At 46.4% G+C, this 18,456-nt stretch carries 13 protein-coding genes; 7 read left to right on the top strand and 6 right to left on the bottom strand.

Annotated features, from left to right (window positions below):
* Window positions 1–176 precede the first annotated feature (176 nt).
* Both NO559_RS08780 and NO559_RS08775 read left to right on the top strand, forming a co-directional pair.
* On the top strand, window positions 177–1,463 hold the full coding sequence (locus tag NO559_RS08780) for an FAD-binding oxidoreductase (protein ID WP_258331442.1): 1,287 nt from the start codon (window positions 177–179) through the stop codon (window positions 1,461–1,463).
* 78 nt (window positions 1,464–1,541) lie between these two features.
* Entirely contained in the window at window positions 1,542–2,186 is a 645-nt protein-coding gene (locus tag NO559_RS08775; RefSeq protein WP_258331441.1) for a TetR/AcrR family transcriptional regulator, read from the top strand.
* A gap of 2 nt (window positions 2,187–2,188) precedes the next feature.
* Here the strand turns inward: NO559_RS08775 and NO559_RS08770 are convergent, their stop codons facing one another.
* The 4 genes from NO559_RS08770 to NO559_RS08755 form a co-directional block, all read right to left on the bottom strand.
* The gene (locus NO559_RS08770) at window positions 2,189–2,944 is read right to left on the bottom strand and encodes an SDR family NAD(P)-dependent oxidoreductase (protein ID WP_258331440.1); all 756 of its coding nucleotides are present in this window, start codon (window positions 2,942–2,944) and stop codon (window positions 2,189–2,191) included.
* A gap of 77 nt (window positions 2,945–3,021) precedes the next feature.
* The gene (locus NO559_RS08765; RefSeq protein ID WP_258331439.1) at window positions 3,022–4,377 is read right to left on the bottom strand and encodes a Na+/H+ antiporter NhaC family protein; all 1,356 of its coding nucleotides are present in this window, start codon (window positions 4,375–4,377) and stop codon (window positions 3,022–3,024) included.
* A gap of 136 nt (window positions 4,378–4,513) precedes the next feature.
* Complete coding sequence (locus NO559_RS08760; protein ID WP_258331438.1) at window positions 4,514–5,884, bottom strand: aspartate aminotransferase family protein; 1,371 nt, start codon at window positions 5,882–5,884, stop codon at window positions 4,514–4,516.
* A gap of 208 nt (window positions 5,885–6,092) precedes the next feature.
* Complete coding sequence (locus NO559_RS08755) at window positions 6,093–6,782, bottom strand: GntR family transcriptional regulator (RefSeq protein ID WP_258331437.1); 690 nt, start codon at window positions 6,780–6,782, stop codon at window positions 6,093–6,095.
* Between the two features lie 307 nt (window positions 6,783–7,089).
* Here NO559_RS08755 and NO559_RS08750 point away from each other — a divergent pair, with 307 nt between their 5' ends.
* The 4 genes from NO559_RS08750 to NO559_RS08735 all read left to right on the top strand — a co-directional run bounded on the left by NO559_RS08750 (window position 7,090) and on the right by NO559_RS08735 (window position 13,499).
* Complete coding sequence (locus NO559_RS08750; protein WP_258331436.1) at window positions 7,090–7,965, top strand: hypothetical protein; 876 nt, start codon at window positions 7,090–7,092, stop codon at window positions 7,963–7,965.
* 383 nt (window positions 7,966–8,348) lie between these two features.
* Entirely contained in the window at window positions 8,349–9,197 is an 849-nt protein-coding gene (locus NO559_RS08745) for a response regulator transcription factor (RefSeq protein WP_258331435.1), read from the top strand.
* 11 nt (window positions 9,198–9,208) lie between these two features.
* The gene (locus tag NO559_RS08740) at window positions 9,209–10,807 is read left to right on the top strand and encodes a sulfotransferase (protein ID WP_258331434.1); all 1,599 of its coding nucleotides are present in this window, start codon (window positions 9,209–9,211) and stop codon (window positions 10,805–10,807) included.
* 301 nt (window positions 10,808–11,108) lie between these two features.
* Window positions 11,109–13,499, top strand: a complete 2,391-nt coding sequence (locus tag NO559_RS08735) for a TonB-dependent receptor (protein ID WP_258331433.1) — start codon at window positions 11,109–11,111, stop codon at window positions 13,497–13,499.
* Between the two features lie 188 nt (window positions 13,500–13,687).
* Here NO559_RS08735 and NO559_RS08730 read toward each other — a convergent pair whose 3' ends face one another.
* Entirely contained in the window at window positions 13,688–14,236 is a 549-nt protein-coding gene (locus NO559_RS08730; protein ID WP_258331432.1) for a hypothetical protein, read from the bottom strand.
* A gap of 135 nt (window positions 14,237–14,371) precedes the next feature.
* Window positions 14,372–16,618: a TonB-dependent receptor gene (locus NO559_RS08725; RefSeq protein ID WP_258331431.1), complete on the bottom strand. Its 2,247-nt coding sequence runs from the start codon at window positions 16,616–16,618 to the stop codon at window positions 14,372–14,374.
* A 406-nt stretch (window positions 16,619–17,024) separates the two neighbouring features.
* Between NO559_RS08725 and NO559_RS08720 the strand changes: the two genes are divergently transcribed.
* Window positions 17,025–18,416: an APC family permease gene (locus NO559_RS08720; protein ID WP_258331430.1), complete on the top strand. Its 1,392-nt coding sequence runs from the start codon at window positions 17,025–17,027 to the stop codon at window positions 18,414–18,416.
* Window positions 18,417–18,456: the final 40 nt, after the last annotated feature.

Raw genomic sequence — 18,456 nt, 5'->3', positions numbered from 1 at the left:
ACTTGGATTATTGTAGAAACCGAATTATTATTCAAGTATTATTCCGAATAATTGTTCGGTTTTAAAACGCCAAGCAATACCCAAAGAAGCGCCACACCCCCAATGCCGGGGCCTAATCGCAGCATCAGGCCGCAGGGTGCTCACTCTTTTACTACAGCATAAACAGGTTAGTTAACATGACAGGCGAACGCAAAGGCTATATAGACTCCTATTACACAGCAACGGCCAACAACCACAGCCCCTACCCGCAGCTAGCGCAGGATATACGCTGCGATGTTTGTATTATAGGCGGCGGTTACAGCGGCCTATCTACCGCCTTACATTTAGCCAAAAAAGGTTTGCAGGTGGTGTTGCTGGAAGCCGAGCGTGTAGGCTGGGGCGCCTCTGGCCGTAACGGCGGCCATGTAGGTACAGGCCAACGCAAAGGTCAGCAAGAGCTAGAAAGCATGCTGGGCAAAGACAGGGCTAAAACTCTATGGCAGTACAGCTTAGAAGCCGTGCAAACCGTAGAAGGACTAATCAATGACTACAACATCGCCTGCGATCTTAAAACAGGCAATGCCCACGTCACCACCAAAGCCAAAGAGGCCGATGATTACAAACAAAGCGTAGAACATATGCAGCGCGTATATGGCTACGAGCAAATACGCTATTTAGACAAAGACGAACTCAGCGAGCTATTTGGCAACGATAAATTTCAAGCCGGTGAAATCAACGAGGGCGGCAGGCACTTACACCCGCTCAACTTTGCCCTAGGCTTGGCGCAAGCTGCCCAACAAGAAGGGGTGAAAATTTACGAATACAGCCGCGTTAACAGTTATAGCAAAGCCAGCCCTTGCAAAATCAACACTGAGCAAGCCACGGTCACAGCCGACCATATGGTAGTGGCCTGCAATGGCTATTTAGAAAAGTTAGAGCCCAAGGTAGCGGGCAAAATCATGCCTATCAATAATTTTATGCTGGCCACCGAGCCATTGCCTGAGGACTTAGCACGCAAAATAAATCGCGATGATGTATCAGTCTCTGACAGCCTGTTTGTCATTAATTACTGGAAACTCTCTGGCGACAATCGCCTGCTGTGGGGAGGCGGCGAAAACTACACCCGCCGCTTCCCCCGCGATATTAAAAACTTTGTGCGCCAATATATGCTGCGCCACTACCCCGAGTTAAAAGACTTGCGCATAGATTATGGCTGGGGCGGCACCTTAGCAGTAACCTTAAACCGTATGCCACACTTTCAACGCTTGGAAAATAATTGCTACGTGATACAGGGCTACAGCGGCCACGGCGTACCCACCTCCGTTTTTGCAGGTAAGGTATTAGCCGAAGCCATAGCCGGTGACGCTGGGCGCTTTGACACCTTTGCCCAAATACCCAGCCCCACCTTTCCCGGCGGCACCCTATTGCGCTGGCCAGGCCTGGTTGCAGGGATGTTATACTACTCGCTGCTGGATCGCCTGTAGCCCTTGTTTATAACAGGGTTGCTTAGCACCCACACACACCCTGAGCTTTACGCCAGCGACTAGGAATATACGCGCTAAATGAATACCAATAATGCCGCTGTTAGCCACAGCAAAAACAGCACCGCAGCCAGAAGAAAGCCACGGCAAGCCAGAGCGCAAAAACGCCACGATCAAATATTAGATATCACCGCCGAGCTGCTAGACAGCGTAGGCATAGATGGCATAACCACTATATCCATAGCCAAAGAGCTCAATATTTCGGTGGGGTCGCTGTATCATTATTACCCCAATAAAGTTGCCATACTGTGTGCGCTGGCCTCACGATGGCTGAATGAAATGACTCGCACTATTTCAGCGGTAGACGAAAATATTGCCGAGCATAGCGATATAGCCAGTTACGTTAAAGTCTATACCCATAAAATTATCGCCATGTATAAACGCCAGCGCGGCATACTGCCGCTGGTACAAGCCATGTACGCCATACCCGAGGTCAGGCAGCTGGACGAACAACACGACCTGTTAATGCTGGCACGCTTAGCCAATGCCTTTAAACACTTTGGCTGTAAAGCCAACAAAACAGAACTGGAACGCATAGCTAGAATTTACCACGAAACTACATACATCTGCTCTATGGCCATAGTGGATCAGCAGGGTCGCAAGGCCAGCAGAAGTGAAGCCGATTTAAATCAAATGCTTAACGCCCTGCTGGCTAATTATTTTTAAGCCTAACCTGCTGTGGTACCACCATCTATAGCCAATGCCGTGCCGGTAATATTTTTAGCATCATCAGAAGCTAAATAGGCCACCGCTTTGGCAATCTCGCTGGGAGCCGCTAGCCGCCTTAGTGGTGCCAGCTCAATAAGCTGCTGCTCAGCTGCGGCTGGGTCAGCGGCCCTGTCTATATAATCACGGCGCACCATATCGGTATCCACATAACCGGGGCACACACAATTAACCCGCACGCTAGGCGCTAAATCCAAGGCCATAGAGCGACCCATATTCACCACCGCCGCCTTAGAGGCACAATAAGCTGCCAATAGAGGCTCGCCCTTTAGGCCCGAATCGGAAGCAATATTCACAATATTACCGCCACTGGCTTTTAACGCCGGCAAGGCCGCACGGCAACAAAAAAATGTGCCTTTTAAATTAATATCCAAGGTCGCATCCCATATCGCCTCGGTGGTGTCTTCTATGGAAATTTGATCGCCCACTCCTGCAGCGTTAACCAATACATCCAAGCCACCCATGGCCGCTACCGCTTGCTGCACTATCGCTTCACAGCCAGCCACGGTGGCAACATCGCCTATCACCTTAATAACCCTGTCACCGCCACCTAGGGCTTTATAGCCTTCATCTACAGTTGCAGCACTGCGGCCGTTTATCGCTACTATTGCGCCTCGCTCTAACAACTCCTGTGCGGTAGCTAAGCCTATACCTCTGGAGCCACCGGTGATTAATACGCGCTTATCTTGGAAACTCATCACTTACCTCTGTCTATCAATATTATTATTCATATTTCTGTTTTCTGTTTTCTGTTTTCTGTTTTCTGTTTTCTGGCTTATGCCACCCAATAAAAACCCAACGCCGAAACCCCGGCAGCAATCAGCACATAGGGTAATTGACTAAGTGCGTGATCCAGCGTGCCACAACCACTACCCTGCGCCGACAGCACGGTGGAGTCACTATAAAAACAAGCTTGGCTACCAAAGCCGCTGGCCGACAATAAGGCACCAGCCACTAACGGAATATTCACATCTAAGACCACAGCCAAAGGGAATACCGCCGGAAAGGCAATGGCAAAAACGCCCCAGTTTGAGCCGGTTACAAAAGACACAAAGGCCATAGAAACAAAAGTCACCACCGGCAGCATTTTAGGCGACATTAAAGGTGTTACATGCTCAATAATATAAGCGGTAAAGCCTATGTGGTTATTCGCCTCTATCAAGACAAATACCGAAATTAAAATAACCAATACCGGCAACATGGTTTTCAAACCGTCCATCATGGTGTCAAAAATTTCTGACAGTTTTAACACCCCTGCTAACCAGTACTGCAGCACCGTAGCCATGGTGGCGGCTATCACCCCCATCAACAAATCAATATCAAACCAAATGGTGAAAAATATTAAGGTGATTATAGGGATAAAAAACAACTCACTATTAGGGTTGTGCAGCTCCTGCTCTACATAGGTATCGCGTACTTCGTTATGCTCACTATGCTCAGGCGCAAGCTGACCTGTGGTTTCTGCCCGGTGTTCGGCGGCCTTCATTTTTCCCAGCAGCGGTATCACCCCGGTAATCACCAAGGGCACCATCAACACAGCAATAACGGGGTAAAACATATAGGGAATAGCATCGATAAATAAGCTCATGCCCTGGCCACTTTCCGCTAGGCCATTTTTTTCTAACAGCCCGGCGTAATAAACCGCCCAGGTAGAAATTGGCACCAGCAAACAAATAGGCGCAGCGGTAGAGTCCACCACATAAGCCAACATCTCCCTGGAAACTTTAAACTTATCGGTGACTTTTTTCATAGAAGAACTCACCGTTAAAGAATTGAGGTAGTCATCCAAAAAAATGACCAAGCCTAACAACCAGGTGCACAGCAAGCTGCCTTTTTTACCATTGACGCGCTTGGCAACTAAATCACCAAAGGCTTGCGCTCCACCACCGCGAACTAATAAAGCGATAAAGCTGCCATATAAGCCACAAACCAGTAACACCCAAGCATTGGTTTCACTTTGAAAAGCCTCTAGCATGGTGACTGATAAACGCCCCAAAAAGCCCCAGCCATCGGTGATAATAAAAGCCACCAAAGAACCTGCAATCACAGACTCTATGGTTCTTTGACTTAGCAGAGCCAAAACCAACACCACAATAGTGGGCAGCAACGTTAGTAAGCCGTAATGCTCCATGGCACACTCCATATTTTTATTTTTGGAATCATAAAAAAACCCTGCCAAACATCATATCTAGCAGGGTTTTATTAGCAAGCAATATAGTTTAGTCGTTCATCACTATATTGCACCAGCCACAAAGGCAAAGCAAAGCTTAGCCAAATTTGGCTTGTAGTGTTTCATAAGCCTGATCCAAAGCCGCTTTGGCTTTAGTTACCAACTCATCGATTTGCTCGTGAGTTAAAGTCAGCGGTGGCGCAATAATCATATTGTCGCCCGTTGCACGCATAACTAAATCGTTGGCTATAGAGGCATCTCTACAGGTTGCACCGGCAGTGCCATCAGAGTCATAACGCTCACGTGTTTCTTTGTTTTTAACCAGCTCGATTGCACCAACCATACCCAAGGTGCGCACTTCGCCTACCATGGGGTGATCGCTTAGCTCAGCCATACGCTTACCAAAGTATGGGCCAAGATCATTAGCCACTTTATCAACGATGTTTTCATCTTTCATGATTTTAATCGTTGCTAAAGCTGCCGCACAAGCCGCAGGGTGACCTGAGTAAGTAAAACCGTGGGCAAATTCGCCGCCGTCTGATTTTAATACATCAGCGACTTTATCACCTATCATCACGCCGCCTAGAGGCTGGAAACCATTGGTAACAGCTTTAGCGAAGTTGATTAGGTCTGGCTTAGTGCCATAGTAGTCACAACCAAACCACTTACCCGTACGACCGAAACCGAAAATAACCTCATCAGAAACAAATAGAATATCGTATTTGTTTAAGATTTTTTGCACTTCGGGCCAGTAAGTCTCAGGTGGAATAATAACACCACCCGCACCTTGAATAGGCTCAGCGATAAAGGCCGCAACATTTTCTACGCCTAACTCAAGAATTTTGTCTTCTAAAGCTTTAGCAGCTTGTACACCAAACTCTTCGCGGCTTAGCTCACCACCTTCTTTAAACCAGTAAGGCTGGGCTACGTGCTCTATATTAGGCAGTTTACCGAATTGGTTGTGTACATAGCTCATACCACCCAAGCTGGCTGCCGCAACAGTAGAGCCGTGATAGGCGTTCTCGCGGCTGATAATCACGCGCTTATTAGGCTGCTTTTTTAGATCCCAATAACGACGCACTAAACGTAGTACCGTGTCATTACCTTCAGAACCTGAGTTGGTATAGAACACATTATTCATGTGAGCAGGAGATACACTGGCCAACTCTTTAGACAGCTCAATCGCTGCAGGGTGTGAACACTGGAAGAAGCTGTTGTAGTAAGGCAGCTCATTCATTTGGTCAGCTACCGCTTTGTTGATAGCAGGCTGGGTATAACCCAGGTTACAACACCACAGACCTGACATGCCGTCTAACAGCTTTTGGCCATCATTGGTGTAGATATACGCACCTTCTGCCTTAGTAATGATACGACTACCTTTGCTAGCCAAATCTTTAAAATCGGTAAAGGGGTGCAAATAGTGCTGCGCATCAGCGGCCTGAAAATCTTTTGTTGAATGCTGTGTCATATCATTTCTCCTGCATTACATCGTTAGAGCCTAAGCTCAATCAGTGGGTCTAGCAAATTCACCTACAGCCTGTCTGCCTAAAAACTGCTCACAGTGTAGACCATTTATTTTGATCACATTTCAGGGTGCAATGTGATCACATTCTCCCTAAGGCTGTCAACAAGCAGTTTTGCCTTAAAAACAAAAAACTTAGTCACTTTAGTTTGGCTTAACTGGATATAGGCCAGCCCATAGCGGCCTGCAAGCGTCTGACGCCATCCAAAATATCGTCATGAATCAAGTACTTAAGCTGCGCTGGGTTGTTTTTCTCTATGGCTGTCAGCATGGCTTTATGCTTATCCTCAGCCTCATTAAAGCGGCTTTCAGTAAGGTATTGGCTGTGTACCATGCGCATAAAAGGGGCGATTTGTAGCCACAGGCTTTCTATTAAAGGCATCACCACCTCACAGCGGCCATAGCGGTACAACTCACGATGAAACTCAAAATTAAGGTAAATATAGTCCTCTACATTATCTTCGAGTATCGACTGGGTATGTTTTTCATTAACCTCATAAAGATAGCTTAGGGCCTCGGGGTCAATGTTCTGTATGGCGCGGCTGGCGGCATAGGACTCCAGCGAAACCCTAGCCTGGTACAACTCCTCCAGCTTTTCGGGGGTCATCATGGGCACGGTGATACGGCGGTTATTAAGCAATTGCAGCGCCCTTTCGGTGGTTAAGCGCCGCAGTGACTCACGTACCGGCATTAGGCTAACCCCTAGCATTTCCGCTATACCCCGCAGGGTAACGCTATGGCCGGGCTCAAACTTGCCTCTTAATATGGCCTCTCGCAGCTGCATATATACCCTTTCTTGCTGGGTTTTAGGCTCATTACTACTGGGCTTATCATCTGTATTCATAAAGAAGTTTCGCTATAGGGCCGATTTAGCCGCCGAAATGTGATCAAAATAGATTGTATGCTGATACCTGCCCTTAGTACAAACATAAATAATTGCAGCCACTGGCTATAAAAGTGATAAAAATAATGGCTGCAGCCTCTACTACAGGCCAGAACAGGGAGTTATACTAGCAGCACAACATGTGATCACAATGCCGTAATATGCATCCCCTAATTTGGGTATTTTTAAAATTTGGTAAACACACTAAGTTAAATACTACCAATACCTATAATAAGATGAACTAAGGCCCCCCAACGCGATGACCACTATGACCTCTACAGCGTCTGGCAACAATAACGCCATTAATACTCAGCTACTGTTTCAGCTTTTTAAGTACGCCGTTTATTGCCTGCTATCCATGAACATTTACCATTTTTTTGTGGATGACTACAGCGCCAGTTCGCAAACCTTTGCCAACGGCATAGCGCTCACTCAACTCATCGAAGCCTTTACTGCCACCATAGATACCGCTGCTTGGGTGATTTTATTATTGTTATTCGAGCTGGAAACCTATGTGCTAGACGATACAAAAATCAAAGGCGCCGTGAAATGGAGCATACACCTCACCCGCGCGGCCTGTTATATCTTTATTATTTTCTCTTTTTACGGTTTTACCCAAAAATACCAATTACTACACAATCTTATCCCCTACTCTATTCCTGATGCCTGTTCATTAATCGGCACTAAATTCACCCATGTCGTCTCTATAGACGAATACGTAGCAATTACCGCCGAAAGCTGCAAAATGCTCAATGCCAATAGCGAGCAACTGGTACAAATTGCCGGCACCAATATTATTAGTGATCCCGCCAGCCTACTGGCCACACAGCGTCTCTCCCTGGTTGAAACGACCAACTCAGCAACCTGGCTAATGGTAGTCGCCATTCTTGAGATCGATGTTTTCTTACAATCCAGAGACAAACTAGCCGGTACGGTTATGTGGGTGAGTAAAGCGATTAAAGCCGTACTCTACAGCATTCTTTTCCTATGTGCGGTGTACTGGGGTATCAAAGGCAGCTTCCTCGATTTTTGGGACGCCTTTTTGTGGCTGGTGGCCTTTGTCTTTATAGAAATGAACATCTTTGAATGGCATGAAGAAAAGGAAGAGGCTAAAGCCCTAAGCGAAGAGAACAGCCCGGCATAACACTATTGCTGGGCATCACTACAGTGACGTTTAATAAAGCTTATACTCGGCAAACACGCTTATTACCGCGCTAGACTTTATTAAACCGTTGCACCCCACCCAGCAGCTAAGGCAATATAACCACAATAGGGACAATGCCTGCACACAGGGACAGTAAAAAATCAATTTAGCGTGCCCAGCCCTGAACACAAGCAACAGACTAGGCTGAGTAACTAGCACCATTTTCAAGGCATAATCTAAACCTCGCGTTAATGATTGCCAGCTTGGGCGCTGCCCACGGACAGAACAAAGTGCCACTAACAACACTAATGCTCTTTGGTAATATAAGGCGCACAGGTTTAAAACTATTAATACAACAATAAACAGGCTCCCCACTTATTGTTATGAATAATACCAACAGCAACACCACAGCATCATTATTTAGCCGCTTTAGTCAGCACTCAGCCGAGCTGGTCGAGAGCGTAGGCAACAGCGACTTCCCCAGCAAGCTGATCAAAATGCTTAAGGCATTAACGGCCGCCAATGACGGCACCATCTTCCTATACCCCGATGGAAAAATGCCACAGGTAGACTATTTTGACTCCCCTGACAAAGGCGGCAGCATTAACCTAGACATACATATAAAGGGCGCATTTTTACTAGACCCATACTATTTAGCAGGCTTCGATAAAAACTACGGATTTTTTTCACTTAAAGAGCTAGCACCTAGCGCCTTCAAAAAAACCGAATACTACAACACCTATTTTCGGCTTTCGGGCGTACATGATGAGTGTGGCTATGTACTACCTGTAGGCGACAATAGTTTTATCAATATTTCACTTAACAAAACCACCAGCAAAGAAAAGTTTTACAAAAAAGACTTAAACACCCTAAAAGACTTACTCCCCTTTGTGCAATCCATTAGCACAAAACATTGGGGGGATGGTAGCAATCCCGCCCCCGCCAGCCACAAAAACCTGCGCAAACCTTTACAATCGGCACTAGATTGCTTTGGCAACAGCATACTCACAGAACGAGAAAGCCAGGTCATCAACAAAGTCTTGCGTGGCTATAGCACCAAAGCCATGGCAGAAAAGCTTTCCATTTCTAACGAAACAGTCAAGCTACATAAAAAGCATGCCTACGCCAAACTAGATATCAACTCACAGTCTGAACTATTCCACCTCTTCTTAGACTCCCTCATGAGCATAGATGAATACAAAGGTGGCGACACCTTATCAGACTACTTATAAAAAGAATTATTATGAATACACAAATTAAAATGAATGAGCAGCAGATGCTGCAACAACTTTTAAAGCAGGGGTTTGAACACTTAACCCAAGGTAGAATTCGAGAAGCCGCTGACTGCTGCCAAAGAGCCATACACATCAAGCCAGATTTAGTGCAAGCACATTTTTTAGTGGGCCTAGTTGCATTAGAGGGGCAGGATAGAAAAACCGCCTTTCAAGCCTTCAACTCCGTAACAAAATTACAAAACAACCACCCCGCCGCGTGGGCGCAAATAGCCAAACTCTGCATGTCTGATGGCCAGATTAATCTAGCTGACAATGCGTTAAAACAAGCACTAAAGCATCCCAGCAATGACCCCATGGTCCATGATTTATTAGGCACCGTGCTATCTCAAATGGGCGAGCATGAAAGCGCTCAAAAGTGCTTCCAAAAAGCCATAGAGCTACAACCGAATCACCCGCCTTATATGCTTAATTATGCCAACAACCTGGTTTATCATGGCAAGCTAAAAGAATCTGAAACCGTCCTAGAAAGCATCCTTAATATCCAGCCTAACAGCCCTCAGGCTCACTGGTCCTTATCTGGCGCCAAAAAAGCAACAGACAGCAAGCATATAGAGACCATGCAATCGCTAGCTGCGCAAAAAAATATTCACCCCCGGGCACTACCCTTTTACTTTTATGCTATGGGTAAAGAATACGAAGATCTACAGGAATGGGACAAGGCTTTCGAAGCATTTAGTAAAGGCGCTGAAGCCAGGCGCAAAACAGTAGAGTTTGACGAAGCTCATGAAATAGAGACTTTCAAGCATATTGAAAACACTTTCACTAAAGAATGGTTCGAACAAGCCAAAAGCGGCCATAGCAACAACGCCCCTATATTCGTCCTAGGGCAGCCACGCACCGGCACCACCTTAGTAGAAAGAATTATCACTAGCCATTCACAGGTACAGTCAGCTGGTGAGTTACAACAATTTGGCTTGGCTATACGCAGGCTGAGCAATCACCAAGACCCGCGTCGTTTTTCACCACAACTATTTAAAGATGCCATTCTGCTAGATCCAGAAAAAATAGGTGGCCTGTACTCACAAACCACTGCAAAACTATCTGGGGGCAAACCGCGCTTTGTTGATAAGCTGCCGCAAAACTACATGATGATTCCTTTAATCTTAAAGGCTCTACCCAATGCCAAAATAGTGCATTTAACTCGCAACCCCATGGACGCCTGTTTTGCCAGCTATAAACAATTATTTGCCGATGCCTATCTACACTCCTACGATCAGGCCGAAATGGCCAGGCATCACGCCCGCTACCGTCACCTGATGGGTGTATGGCGCGAACGCTTCCCGGGGCAATTTTTTGACATTTCCTACGAAGCTACCGCCAGTAACCTAGAGCCCAATGCCAGAGCCTTAATAGACTTTTTAGAGCTCCCTTGGGAAGACGCCTGCTTAAATTTTCACCAGCAAAAAGCCGCAGTATCCACTGCCAGCTCTGTGCAGGTGCGCGAACCCGCCCATACCCGCTCTATAGGGCGCTGGAAGCGTTATGAATCACAATTATCAACCATGCTTAGCACACTACGTGAACAGGGGGTGCCTATCGACGATTAAAATGCCAAATATTCACACAAACCTACACCCAAGGGGTATATAACCTTTTAAGGGTATTCGTTATCTTGCGCAGTTACTTATGCATATTGATGTAGTGAAATACCGCTAAATCAAGGGCTGCACTGAGTACCATGTTTAAAAGCCTCCCTTAGGGCTCTTTTAAATAAAACCAATAAATCAACGCCAAAAACTACAACAATAAAACTAAAGGTCAGTGAGGATAGTTATGACTATGAAATCATCTCCCCGAGTTATTCGGGCCAGGAAGTCAAAATTAGCCGCGGCAATTGCCGGGTCAATTATGGCTACGTCCCTTACCCCTTCTGCTTTTGCACAAGAGCTAGAAGAAGTAATGGTAACAGCAACCAAACGTTCAGAATCTGTACAAGACGTACCCCTAGCGATTACCGCGTTCTCTGGTAACTTCACCAAAGACGTAAACATGGATGACGTAAAAGACTTAGTATCATTCACCCCAGGCGTTACCGGTAACAGCCAAGACAGTTTTATTGATGCCATCAGCATCCGCGGTATACGTACCCAGGATTTCGGTATCGGCGGTGATCCATCAGCAGCCTTCTTTAAAAACGACTTATACGAAGGCCGTAACGGCTCAGCGGTAACCTCGCTTTTCGATATGGAGCGTTCTGAGATACTACGTGGCCCACAAGGTTTCCTATTTGGCCGTAACTCTATAGGTGGTGCATTCAGCGTACACACGCAAAAAGCGCAAATTGGCGGTACCGATGGCTATGTTGATGTAGACCTCGCTGAAAACGATCGCCGCACTATTGAGGGTGCCCAAAACATCCCCGTCAATGACAACTTCGCTATGCGCGTTGCTGCCTATTACTCTCATGAAGATGGTGTAATAGAAAATAAATACGACGGCAACAGCTTAAGCCAATCTATGCCCAACCCAGTTTCTGAGTTTTATAACTACAACGGCGACGACATGATTGAGCATGAGAAGGCAGCTCTGCGCTTCTCAACCACTTACGAAAAAGACCAACTAATGGTGCAAACTTTCGTTGAATACGAAGAGCGCAACCAATCGGGCTCTGTTTATCGCGCCGTACAGGAAGGCGATGCCTGGGATGCGCTTACTGCAGCCATTCCTCAATTACAGCCACTTAAGGGCGGTGAGTTTGCTCTAGACAGCGATATTGGCCAAGGCGACGATGACGATGCCGAAATTTTAACCTTAGGCTTAAAAATCGAATACGATTTTGACTTTGCCACTTTAACCTCTAACACAGGTTATAAAGATCACGATTACTTCTACACCGAAGACTACGATGGCACACCTCTGTATTTAAGTAACTACGGCCAAGATCAAACAGGCGATTACTTCCAGCAAGAGCTGCGCTTAACCTCTAATACCGATGGTGCATTATCTTGGTATGCCGGTGCCTCTTACTATAAAGAAGAAATCGAAACCGAGTTTATTCTTAACTCTTCTGAAGACCATATGTGTCAGTACTACGGCGCCTATTACGCCGAGTATTATGGCTACTCACAAACCACATTTACCGGCTGTGCGGATTTATACGCTTACTATGGCTCACCTTTCACGCCCAGCGCCAACGGCTTGTTAGAAGAGCGAGGCACCATCACTGGTGAATACGAAGGCTGGTCTGTATACGCCAACTTAGGCTACCAGATCAATGAGCAGTGGGAAGCTGAAGTTGGTATTCGTCACACCTACGATGAAAAAACCTTTGGTATCAATGTACCAACACCTGAAAGCGAACTGGGCAACTACTGGGCTTACGGTTTCTCTACTGACGGCACTGTTACCGGCCCAACCGAAGAGTGGACTGACACCCAAACCCGCGTCATTGTACGTTACCGCCCTACCGATGAAGCCATGCTATACGCCAGCTTCACTGAAGGCTATAAAGCCGGTGGCTATGCCAGCTTTGGTATCGCCGGCCCTGATGGTACACCCGCAGGTTACGGCCTAGGCGTAGACAAAAACGGCAATCCCATCAATGACGTAGATATCAAGCAAGGCGAAGGCTACGGTGGTATTTTATTTGATCCTGAAGTCGTAGATTCTTACGAGATAGGCTACAAAGACACGCTATTTGATGGCCGTGCTGACGTTAGCTTAACTGCGTTCTACTACGAGTACACCGATCTACAAGTAGTAACCGCCACCGACCAAGGTGCAGCCACAGTAAAAAATGTGGGTGAATCTGAAAGCTTCGGTCTAGAAGGTACGGTTACAGCGCCTATCAATGACAACTTTAGCATTTACCTTGCCCTATCTTACTTAGATAGCGAAGCCACCAAGCTTCAATCTATCTGTGGGTTAGCCGATGTAAATGGCTGCGAGAAGAGCCCACTATTCTGGGCACCTGAGTACTCTGGCGCCGTGGTTATTAACCACAGACTGCCAGTAGACGGTGGTGAGCTAAAAGGTAGCCTAGAAGTATTCGGTGAGTCTTCACGTGGCGGCGGCTGGGAAGGTCTGAAAGAAACTGAAATCGACACTCAGTTCGAAGCGGCTTTCCGCTACGGTTTCTTCTCTGACAACGGCTGGAACGTTGGCATGTACGTAGAAAACTTAACCGATGAAGAAGGTTGGGATGGCCAAAACAACAATGGCGGTATTTTACCCGCTCATTTCTTTGGTCAAAAACGCCCACGTACTTTCGGTGTTAACTTTGGTTACGAGTGGGAGTAAAACCCAGTCACTAGCGGTTAGCCTCTAGCCGCTAGTAACCTCATTTTAAAAAGGGCGATAACTTTACAGTTATCGCCCTTTTTTATGCCCTGCGGGCAGCTCTAAGCATCAAGCGGCAAGCCCCAAGAACAAACGGATCTTATCTCATCTTTATTACTTGCAACTTACCACTTAAAGCTTGCCACTTATCATTTACCGCTATGCGGAAAATGATAATCCTCCGGCACCACAAACCCAAACTGAAACACTATACGCGGCCTACTCACATCCACTAATTGGGTGGCATGCTCGGCCTCACTGGGGAAAAAGCCCCATACTGCTCGCTCAGGCACATCAACTATTTGCCCTTCAATAACGGGATTACCACTGGCGTTTTCTTTATCCACCATAATATTACAGCGCACATGCTTGGCTTTATATTCATCATGGTAGGGGTATTTATCGTAATGCGGGTGTACCTGGCCACCTTTTTCTATAAGGGAAATAATCCACCCCAGCTGCGGATCCACCGGGCAACCCTGTAACTGAAAAAACTCAATAATACGGCCACCCAGGCGCTTAATAAGATCATTGCAATACTCTGTACCCCAAATTTTGGCTCTATACCTATGTGGGCCTTTGGGGTTACCCTCTAGCACACCCTGGCGCCAATAATCCAAAGCGATATCGCGTAGCTTCTGCTGCTCGGCCTCAGTGATAAAACCAGTAGCACACAGTAATTCAAAAGGTTTACTCATAACAACTAATCTCTAGTTTTTATTTTAATGGCATCAGTATCACAAAATACCAGCACAAAAAAAAGCGAAGCCTATAAAAGCTTCGCTTTTGTTGTACAAATCATTTTAGCCCATTAACTTAGGCTAAAATAAATTTTAGAACTTCATGTCGAAGGTAACACCAGCAGTGCGGGGACGGTTTGGCCATACCAAGCTATTAACTACACCGTAACCACCGGTGTTATCCTCATCGGCATTTTCCCAACCACGCTCGAAGTATTCTTCGTTAGTGATGTTCTCTATCCACAAGGTTACCGACCACTCATCGTAGCTGCGGTAGCCGAAGCGTAGGTCAATCTGCTCCCACTCATCAACTTTTGCTGACTGGAAGTTACCAGGTCCACCAAACACTTCACCTTGATAGATATAAGTACCGGTTACATAAACTTCACCCTTTTCTACGGGTACGGTGTAAGTAGTGATAATAGAGCCCGAAAAATCTGGCGCCATTTGTAACTTATTACCTTTGCTACCGTCACCAGCTTCTATCTCTTCAGTGATCTCGGTGTCCATCCAAGCTGCAGCCGCACGTATACTCCAGCGCTCACCTGGCGCCCAGTTTACGTCCATCTCTACACCTTCGGTTTCAGCTTCACCCAGGTTTTTAACTAAAGACGCACCACTTTCGAAAATGATCAACTGTAAGTCAGTGTACTTATAAGTGAAGTAAGCAAGGTTAAGCTGCATACTGCCATCTAGTAATACCGACTTCATACCAATTTCATTGTTGGTGGTTTCTTCGGGGTCAAAAGACAAAGGCATTGGATTTATGGCCGCGCCATTAGCATCAACACCATCATTTAACACACCAAAGGTAGAATAACCGCCAGTTTTGTAGCCTTTAGCCCAGTTATAGTAAACAGAGATGTCATCAGTTGCATCAAAGTTAACAGCTAAACGCGGAGTAAACTCGCTCCACTCTTCGTCATCTTTTACAGCACCATCGGTGTAAAACTCTACGCCGAAGTTATTGCCTAATGCACCGCCTGAATCCAAGATTTCAATTTCCATCTCTTTCTTATCCATGGTGTAACGGCCACCCACGGTAACGCCTAAACGATCATCCATAAACATCATGTTAATGTCGCCGTATACCGACCAGCCGGTGCTTTTTAGCGTATCAAGAAACACTTCAGACTTATCACTAAGAATATCGGCTTGAGATATTTGGCTACCAGTACCCTGAACCGTTACTTCATCCCAATAATCCTCAAAGTTTTGATCCGCACAACCCGTTGCAGGACCAAAGAAATCAGCAGAGTCAGTCTGGCTTATCGCTGCACATAAAGCATCTTCATCATATTGATAATCAAAGCGCGCATCGATATCTTCTTGGTAAGCACTGATACCCGCAAACCATGTGATATTACCTTCGCCTTCATACACTAGGCGAAACTCTTGGCTGATATAATCAACTTCTTGCTGCTGGCCATAGTTATTTACTTTACTGCTAGTACCGTCATAATCCTCTAAGTAATCGAAGTCATAACTTTTATAGCCGGTAACCGATAACATGGTGTAATCTGAGTTAATAAACCAGCTAACATTAGCCTGTGCGCTAAAGATCTCACTCTTATCAAAACCGTCAGAGCCTAAATCTGTAGCCACTTTATCTTCTGGCAAACCATTAATCGGCGTCCAGTAAACAGAGGCGTCTTGCTCTCTATCTTCGTAGCCCATACGGAAAACGGCTTCTACATCTTCACCGGCATACTTTAAACCCAAGCGAGTAGAAAATACTTCGTTGGCACCTAAATCATCGCCACCCTCTACGTTTTCTAACCAGCCATCGGCATCTTTAGTAAACGCTGCAGCACGGAAGAACCACTCGTCCGTTAAAGGCACGTTAATCATACCGTTAGCATCGTAGCCGTGCTCATCGACAGTAACCGCAATCGCACCTTCTTCTAATTCATTAGGCTCGTTGGTAACGATGTTAATACCACCGGCGATAGCGTTACGGCCAAATAGTGTACTTTGTGGACCTTTAACAACCTCGGCTCTAGCCATGTCGTAAAACGCCATTTGTACGCCGCCGTTACGGCCAGCCCAAACGTTATCGACAAAAATAGCAACTGATGGATCACCACCTATACCAAAGTCGTTGGTCACGATGCCACGTATAGCCAAGGCATCAATAAAGCTGTCTTCGGTTTTACCGTTAAAGCCTGGGGTTAGGTCAACTAGGCCGCGAATATCGCCCACGCCCATGTTTACCATGTCTTCACCGTTAAAGGCCGAAACCGCTACAGGGATATCCTGCATGGTTTGCTCACGCTTTTGTACGGTAACAATCATCTCTTCCAACACTTTAGAGTAAGCTGATGTACTAGCTACTGCCAAACTGAGGGCTGAGAGTTTAAAAAGTTTTTTTAGATTGGGACTGGCCAACTTACAAGCGCCATTCATGAATGTGCTAGGTATCATAATCTGCCTCAAATATTTCATTGTTATGTTGTTACTACATTGCAGCCTATAGACTTGCTTTAGCATGGTGAAACCACACCAAATCAGCATCTCAAGCTGTATATAGTCCCCTAAGGTTTAAGACCTCTTTTTATAGATATTAGGCATATAACTGTTCCATGATATACACCGTCAGCATAACTGTAGCCCATATAAAGGAAAAAACGCACCACCCCTTTGGGGTAATTCATTTTTCCCAAAGCTATGCCAAGCTACGCTAACAAGAGTAGAACCTTTTTTTTGATAATCCAGTATTTACCACGCCCACAAGGCCAGGAGTACTATGAGCACCCCTCATCACACTAAAACGCTAGGCCAAAAAGATTTGGTCCTATTTACCGTCTCAGCCATCTTATTACTAGATACCTTAGCGGCGGCAGCCTCTGTAGGTGCCTCCAGCATTTTTTGGTGGGTCTTTCTCTGCGGCATCTTTCTTATTCCCTTTGCTTTAATCTGCGCCGAAATGGGCTGTGCCTACCCCGAACAGGGCGGCATTTACGCCTGGATTAAAAAAGCCTTTGGCGGCCGCTGGGCCTCAAGAGCCACTTGGGGCTACTGGGTTAACACTGCAGTGTGGATGCCAGCTATCTTTATCCTGTTTGCCGGCATATTTAAACAGCTGTTTTACCCCGAACTATCGCTAAACAGCCAGATTATGATGGGCATAGCCCTTACCTGGATTGCCGTAGGGGTTAACGTTATCACCCTTAATATAGGTAAATGGGTACCCAATATCGGTGCCATATTAAAAGTTGTGGTCTTTTTAGTACTGATTTTTGGCGCCCTCAACTACACCCAAAGCCACGGCATGGCCAACCCCTTAAACTGGGAGACCCTAACGCCAGACTTGGGCAGCAGCCTGCAATACATCCCCGCCATCATCTATGGCATGCTGGGTTTTGAGCTGATCAGCGCCAGTAGTGACGAAATGAAAAACCCGGCTAAAGATGTACCCAAAGCCATCTTTTTATCAGCTACTATCATCATCCTGCTGTACATACTTGCCACCATCGCCATCTTGGCGGCCATACCCGCTGGCGACATCAACCTAGTTGAAGGTTTAATGGATACGCTATACCTATTTTTAGGTGAATCCCCCTTAGGGCAGGCCACGGCACTGGCCTTAGGTGTTGCTGCTTTATATACCTTCTTCTCTAACGGTGTAACCTGGTCTTTGGGTTGCAACCGCGCAGCGGCGGAAGCCGCCCACGATGGCGAGCTACCCAAAGTATTTGGCATAGAGCACCCCACCCGCGGCACGCCTGTAGGCGCAGCCATACTAACCGGTGCCGTAAGCACCGCCACCTTGCTGCTATACGGTTTTATTTCAGGCAGTAACGAAGATCTATTCTGGTCGCTATTTGCCTTTAGCGCGGTAATCTTCTTATTACCTTACCAAGGCATGTTGTTGTCGTTTGTGCGCATGCGCAAAACCGACCCAGACCACCCCCGCCCCTATAAAATCCCCGGTGGTGACGCCGTGGCCAAATTGGCAGCCTACCTCTGTATGTCGGTACTAGGTTTAACCATATTCCTGTTTATTTACATACCCGGCGAAGGGGTGCAATGGCCAGTATTAATCGGCGTGTTATTCACCCTAGGCTTAGGGGAGATCATCATCCGCCAGGCGGAAAACCATAAGTTTCCGCAATCAGCACAAACCGAGGTCCAATAAGCTTAGCAATAGCTTATAATGGCCCCTAATCGCGTATTTG

Origin of the sequence: Dasania sp. GY-MA-18 (genome assembly GCF_024734385.1) — a bacterium.
GTDB lineage: Bacteria > Pseudomonadota > Gammaproteobacteria > Pseudomonadales > Dasaniaceae > Dasania > Dasania phycosphaerae.
The sequence above is the reverse complement of the archived record's forward strand: the minus strand, read 5'-3'. Positions and strand labels throughout refer to the sequence as shown.

Excerpts from the sequence above, each read along its gene's own strand:
- NO559_RS08780 (WP_258331442.1), top strand. The coding sequence starts at position 177 with ATGACAGGCGAACGCAAAGGCTATATAGACTCCTATTACACAGCAACG.
- NO559_RS08775 (WP_258331441.1), top strand. The coding sequence starts at position 1,542 with ATGAATACCAATAATGCCGCTGTTAGCCACAGCAAAAACAGCACCGCA.
- NO559_RS08770 (WP_258331440.1), bottom strand. The coding sequence starts at position 2,944 with ATGAGTTTCCAAGATAAGCGCGTATTAATCACCGGTGGCTCCAGAGGT.
- NO559_RS08765 (WP_258331439.1), bottom strand. The coding sequence starts at position 4,377 with ATGGAGCATTACGGCTTACTAACGTTGCTGCCCACTATTGTGGTGTTG.
- NO559_RS08760 (WP_258331438.1), bottom strand. The coding sequence starts at position 5,884 with ATGACACAGCATTCAACAAAAGATTTTCAGGCCGCTGATGCGCAGCAC.
- NO559_RS08755 (WP_258331437.1), bottom strand. The coding sequence starts at position 6,782 with ATGAATACAGATGATAAGCCCAGTAGTAATGAGCCTAAAACCCAGCAA.
- NO559_RS08750 (WP_258331436.1), top strand. The coding sequence starts at position 7,090 with ATGACCTCTACAGCGTCTGGCAACAATAACGCCATTAATACTCAGCTA.
- NO559_RS08745 (WP_258331435.1), top strand. The coding sequence starts at position 8,349 with ATGAATAATACCAACAGCAACACCACAGCATCATTATTTAGCCGCTTT.
- NO559_RS08740 (WP_258331434.1), top strand. The coding sequence starts at position 9,209 with ATGAATACACAAATTAAAATGAATGAGCAGCAGATGCTGCAACAACTT.
- NO559_RS08735 (WP_258331433.1), top strand. The coding sequence starts at position 11,109 with ATGGCTACGTCCCTTACCCCTTCTGCTTTTGCACAAGAGCTAGAAGAA.
- NO559_RS08730 (WP_258331432.1), bottom strand. The coding sequence starts at position 14,236 with ATGAGTAAACCTTTTGAATTACTGTGTGCTACTGGTTTTATCACTGAG.
- NO559_RS08720 (WP_258331430.1), top strand. The coding sequence starts at position 17,025 with ATGAGCACCCCTCATCACACTAAAACGCTAGGCCAAAAAGATTTGGTC.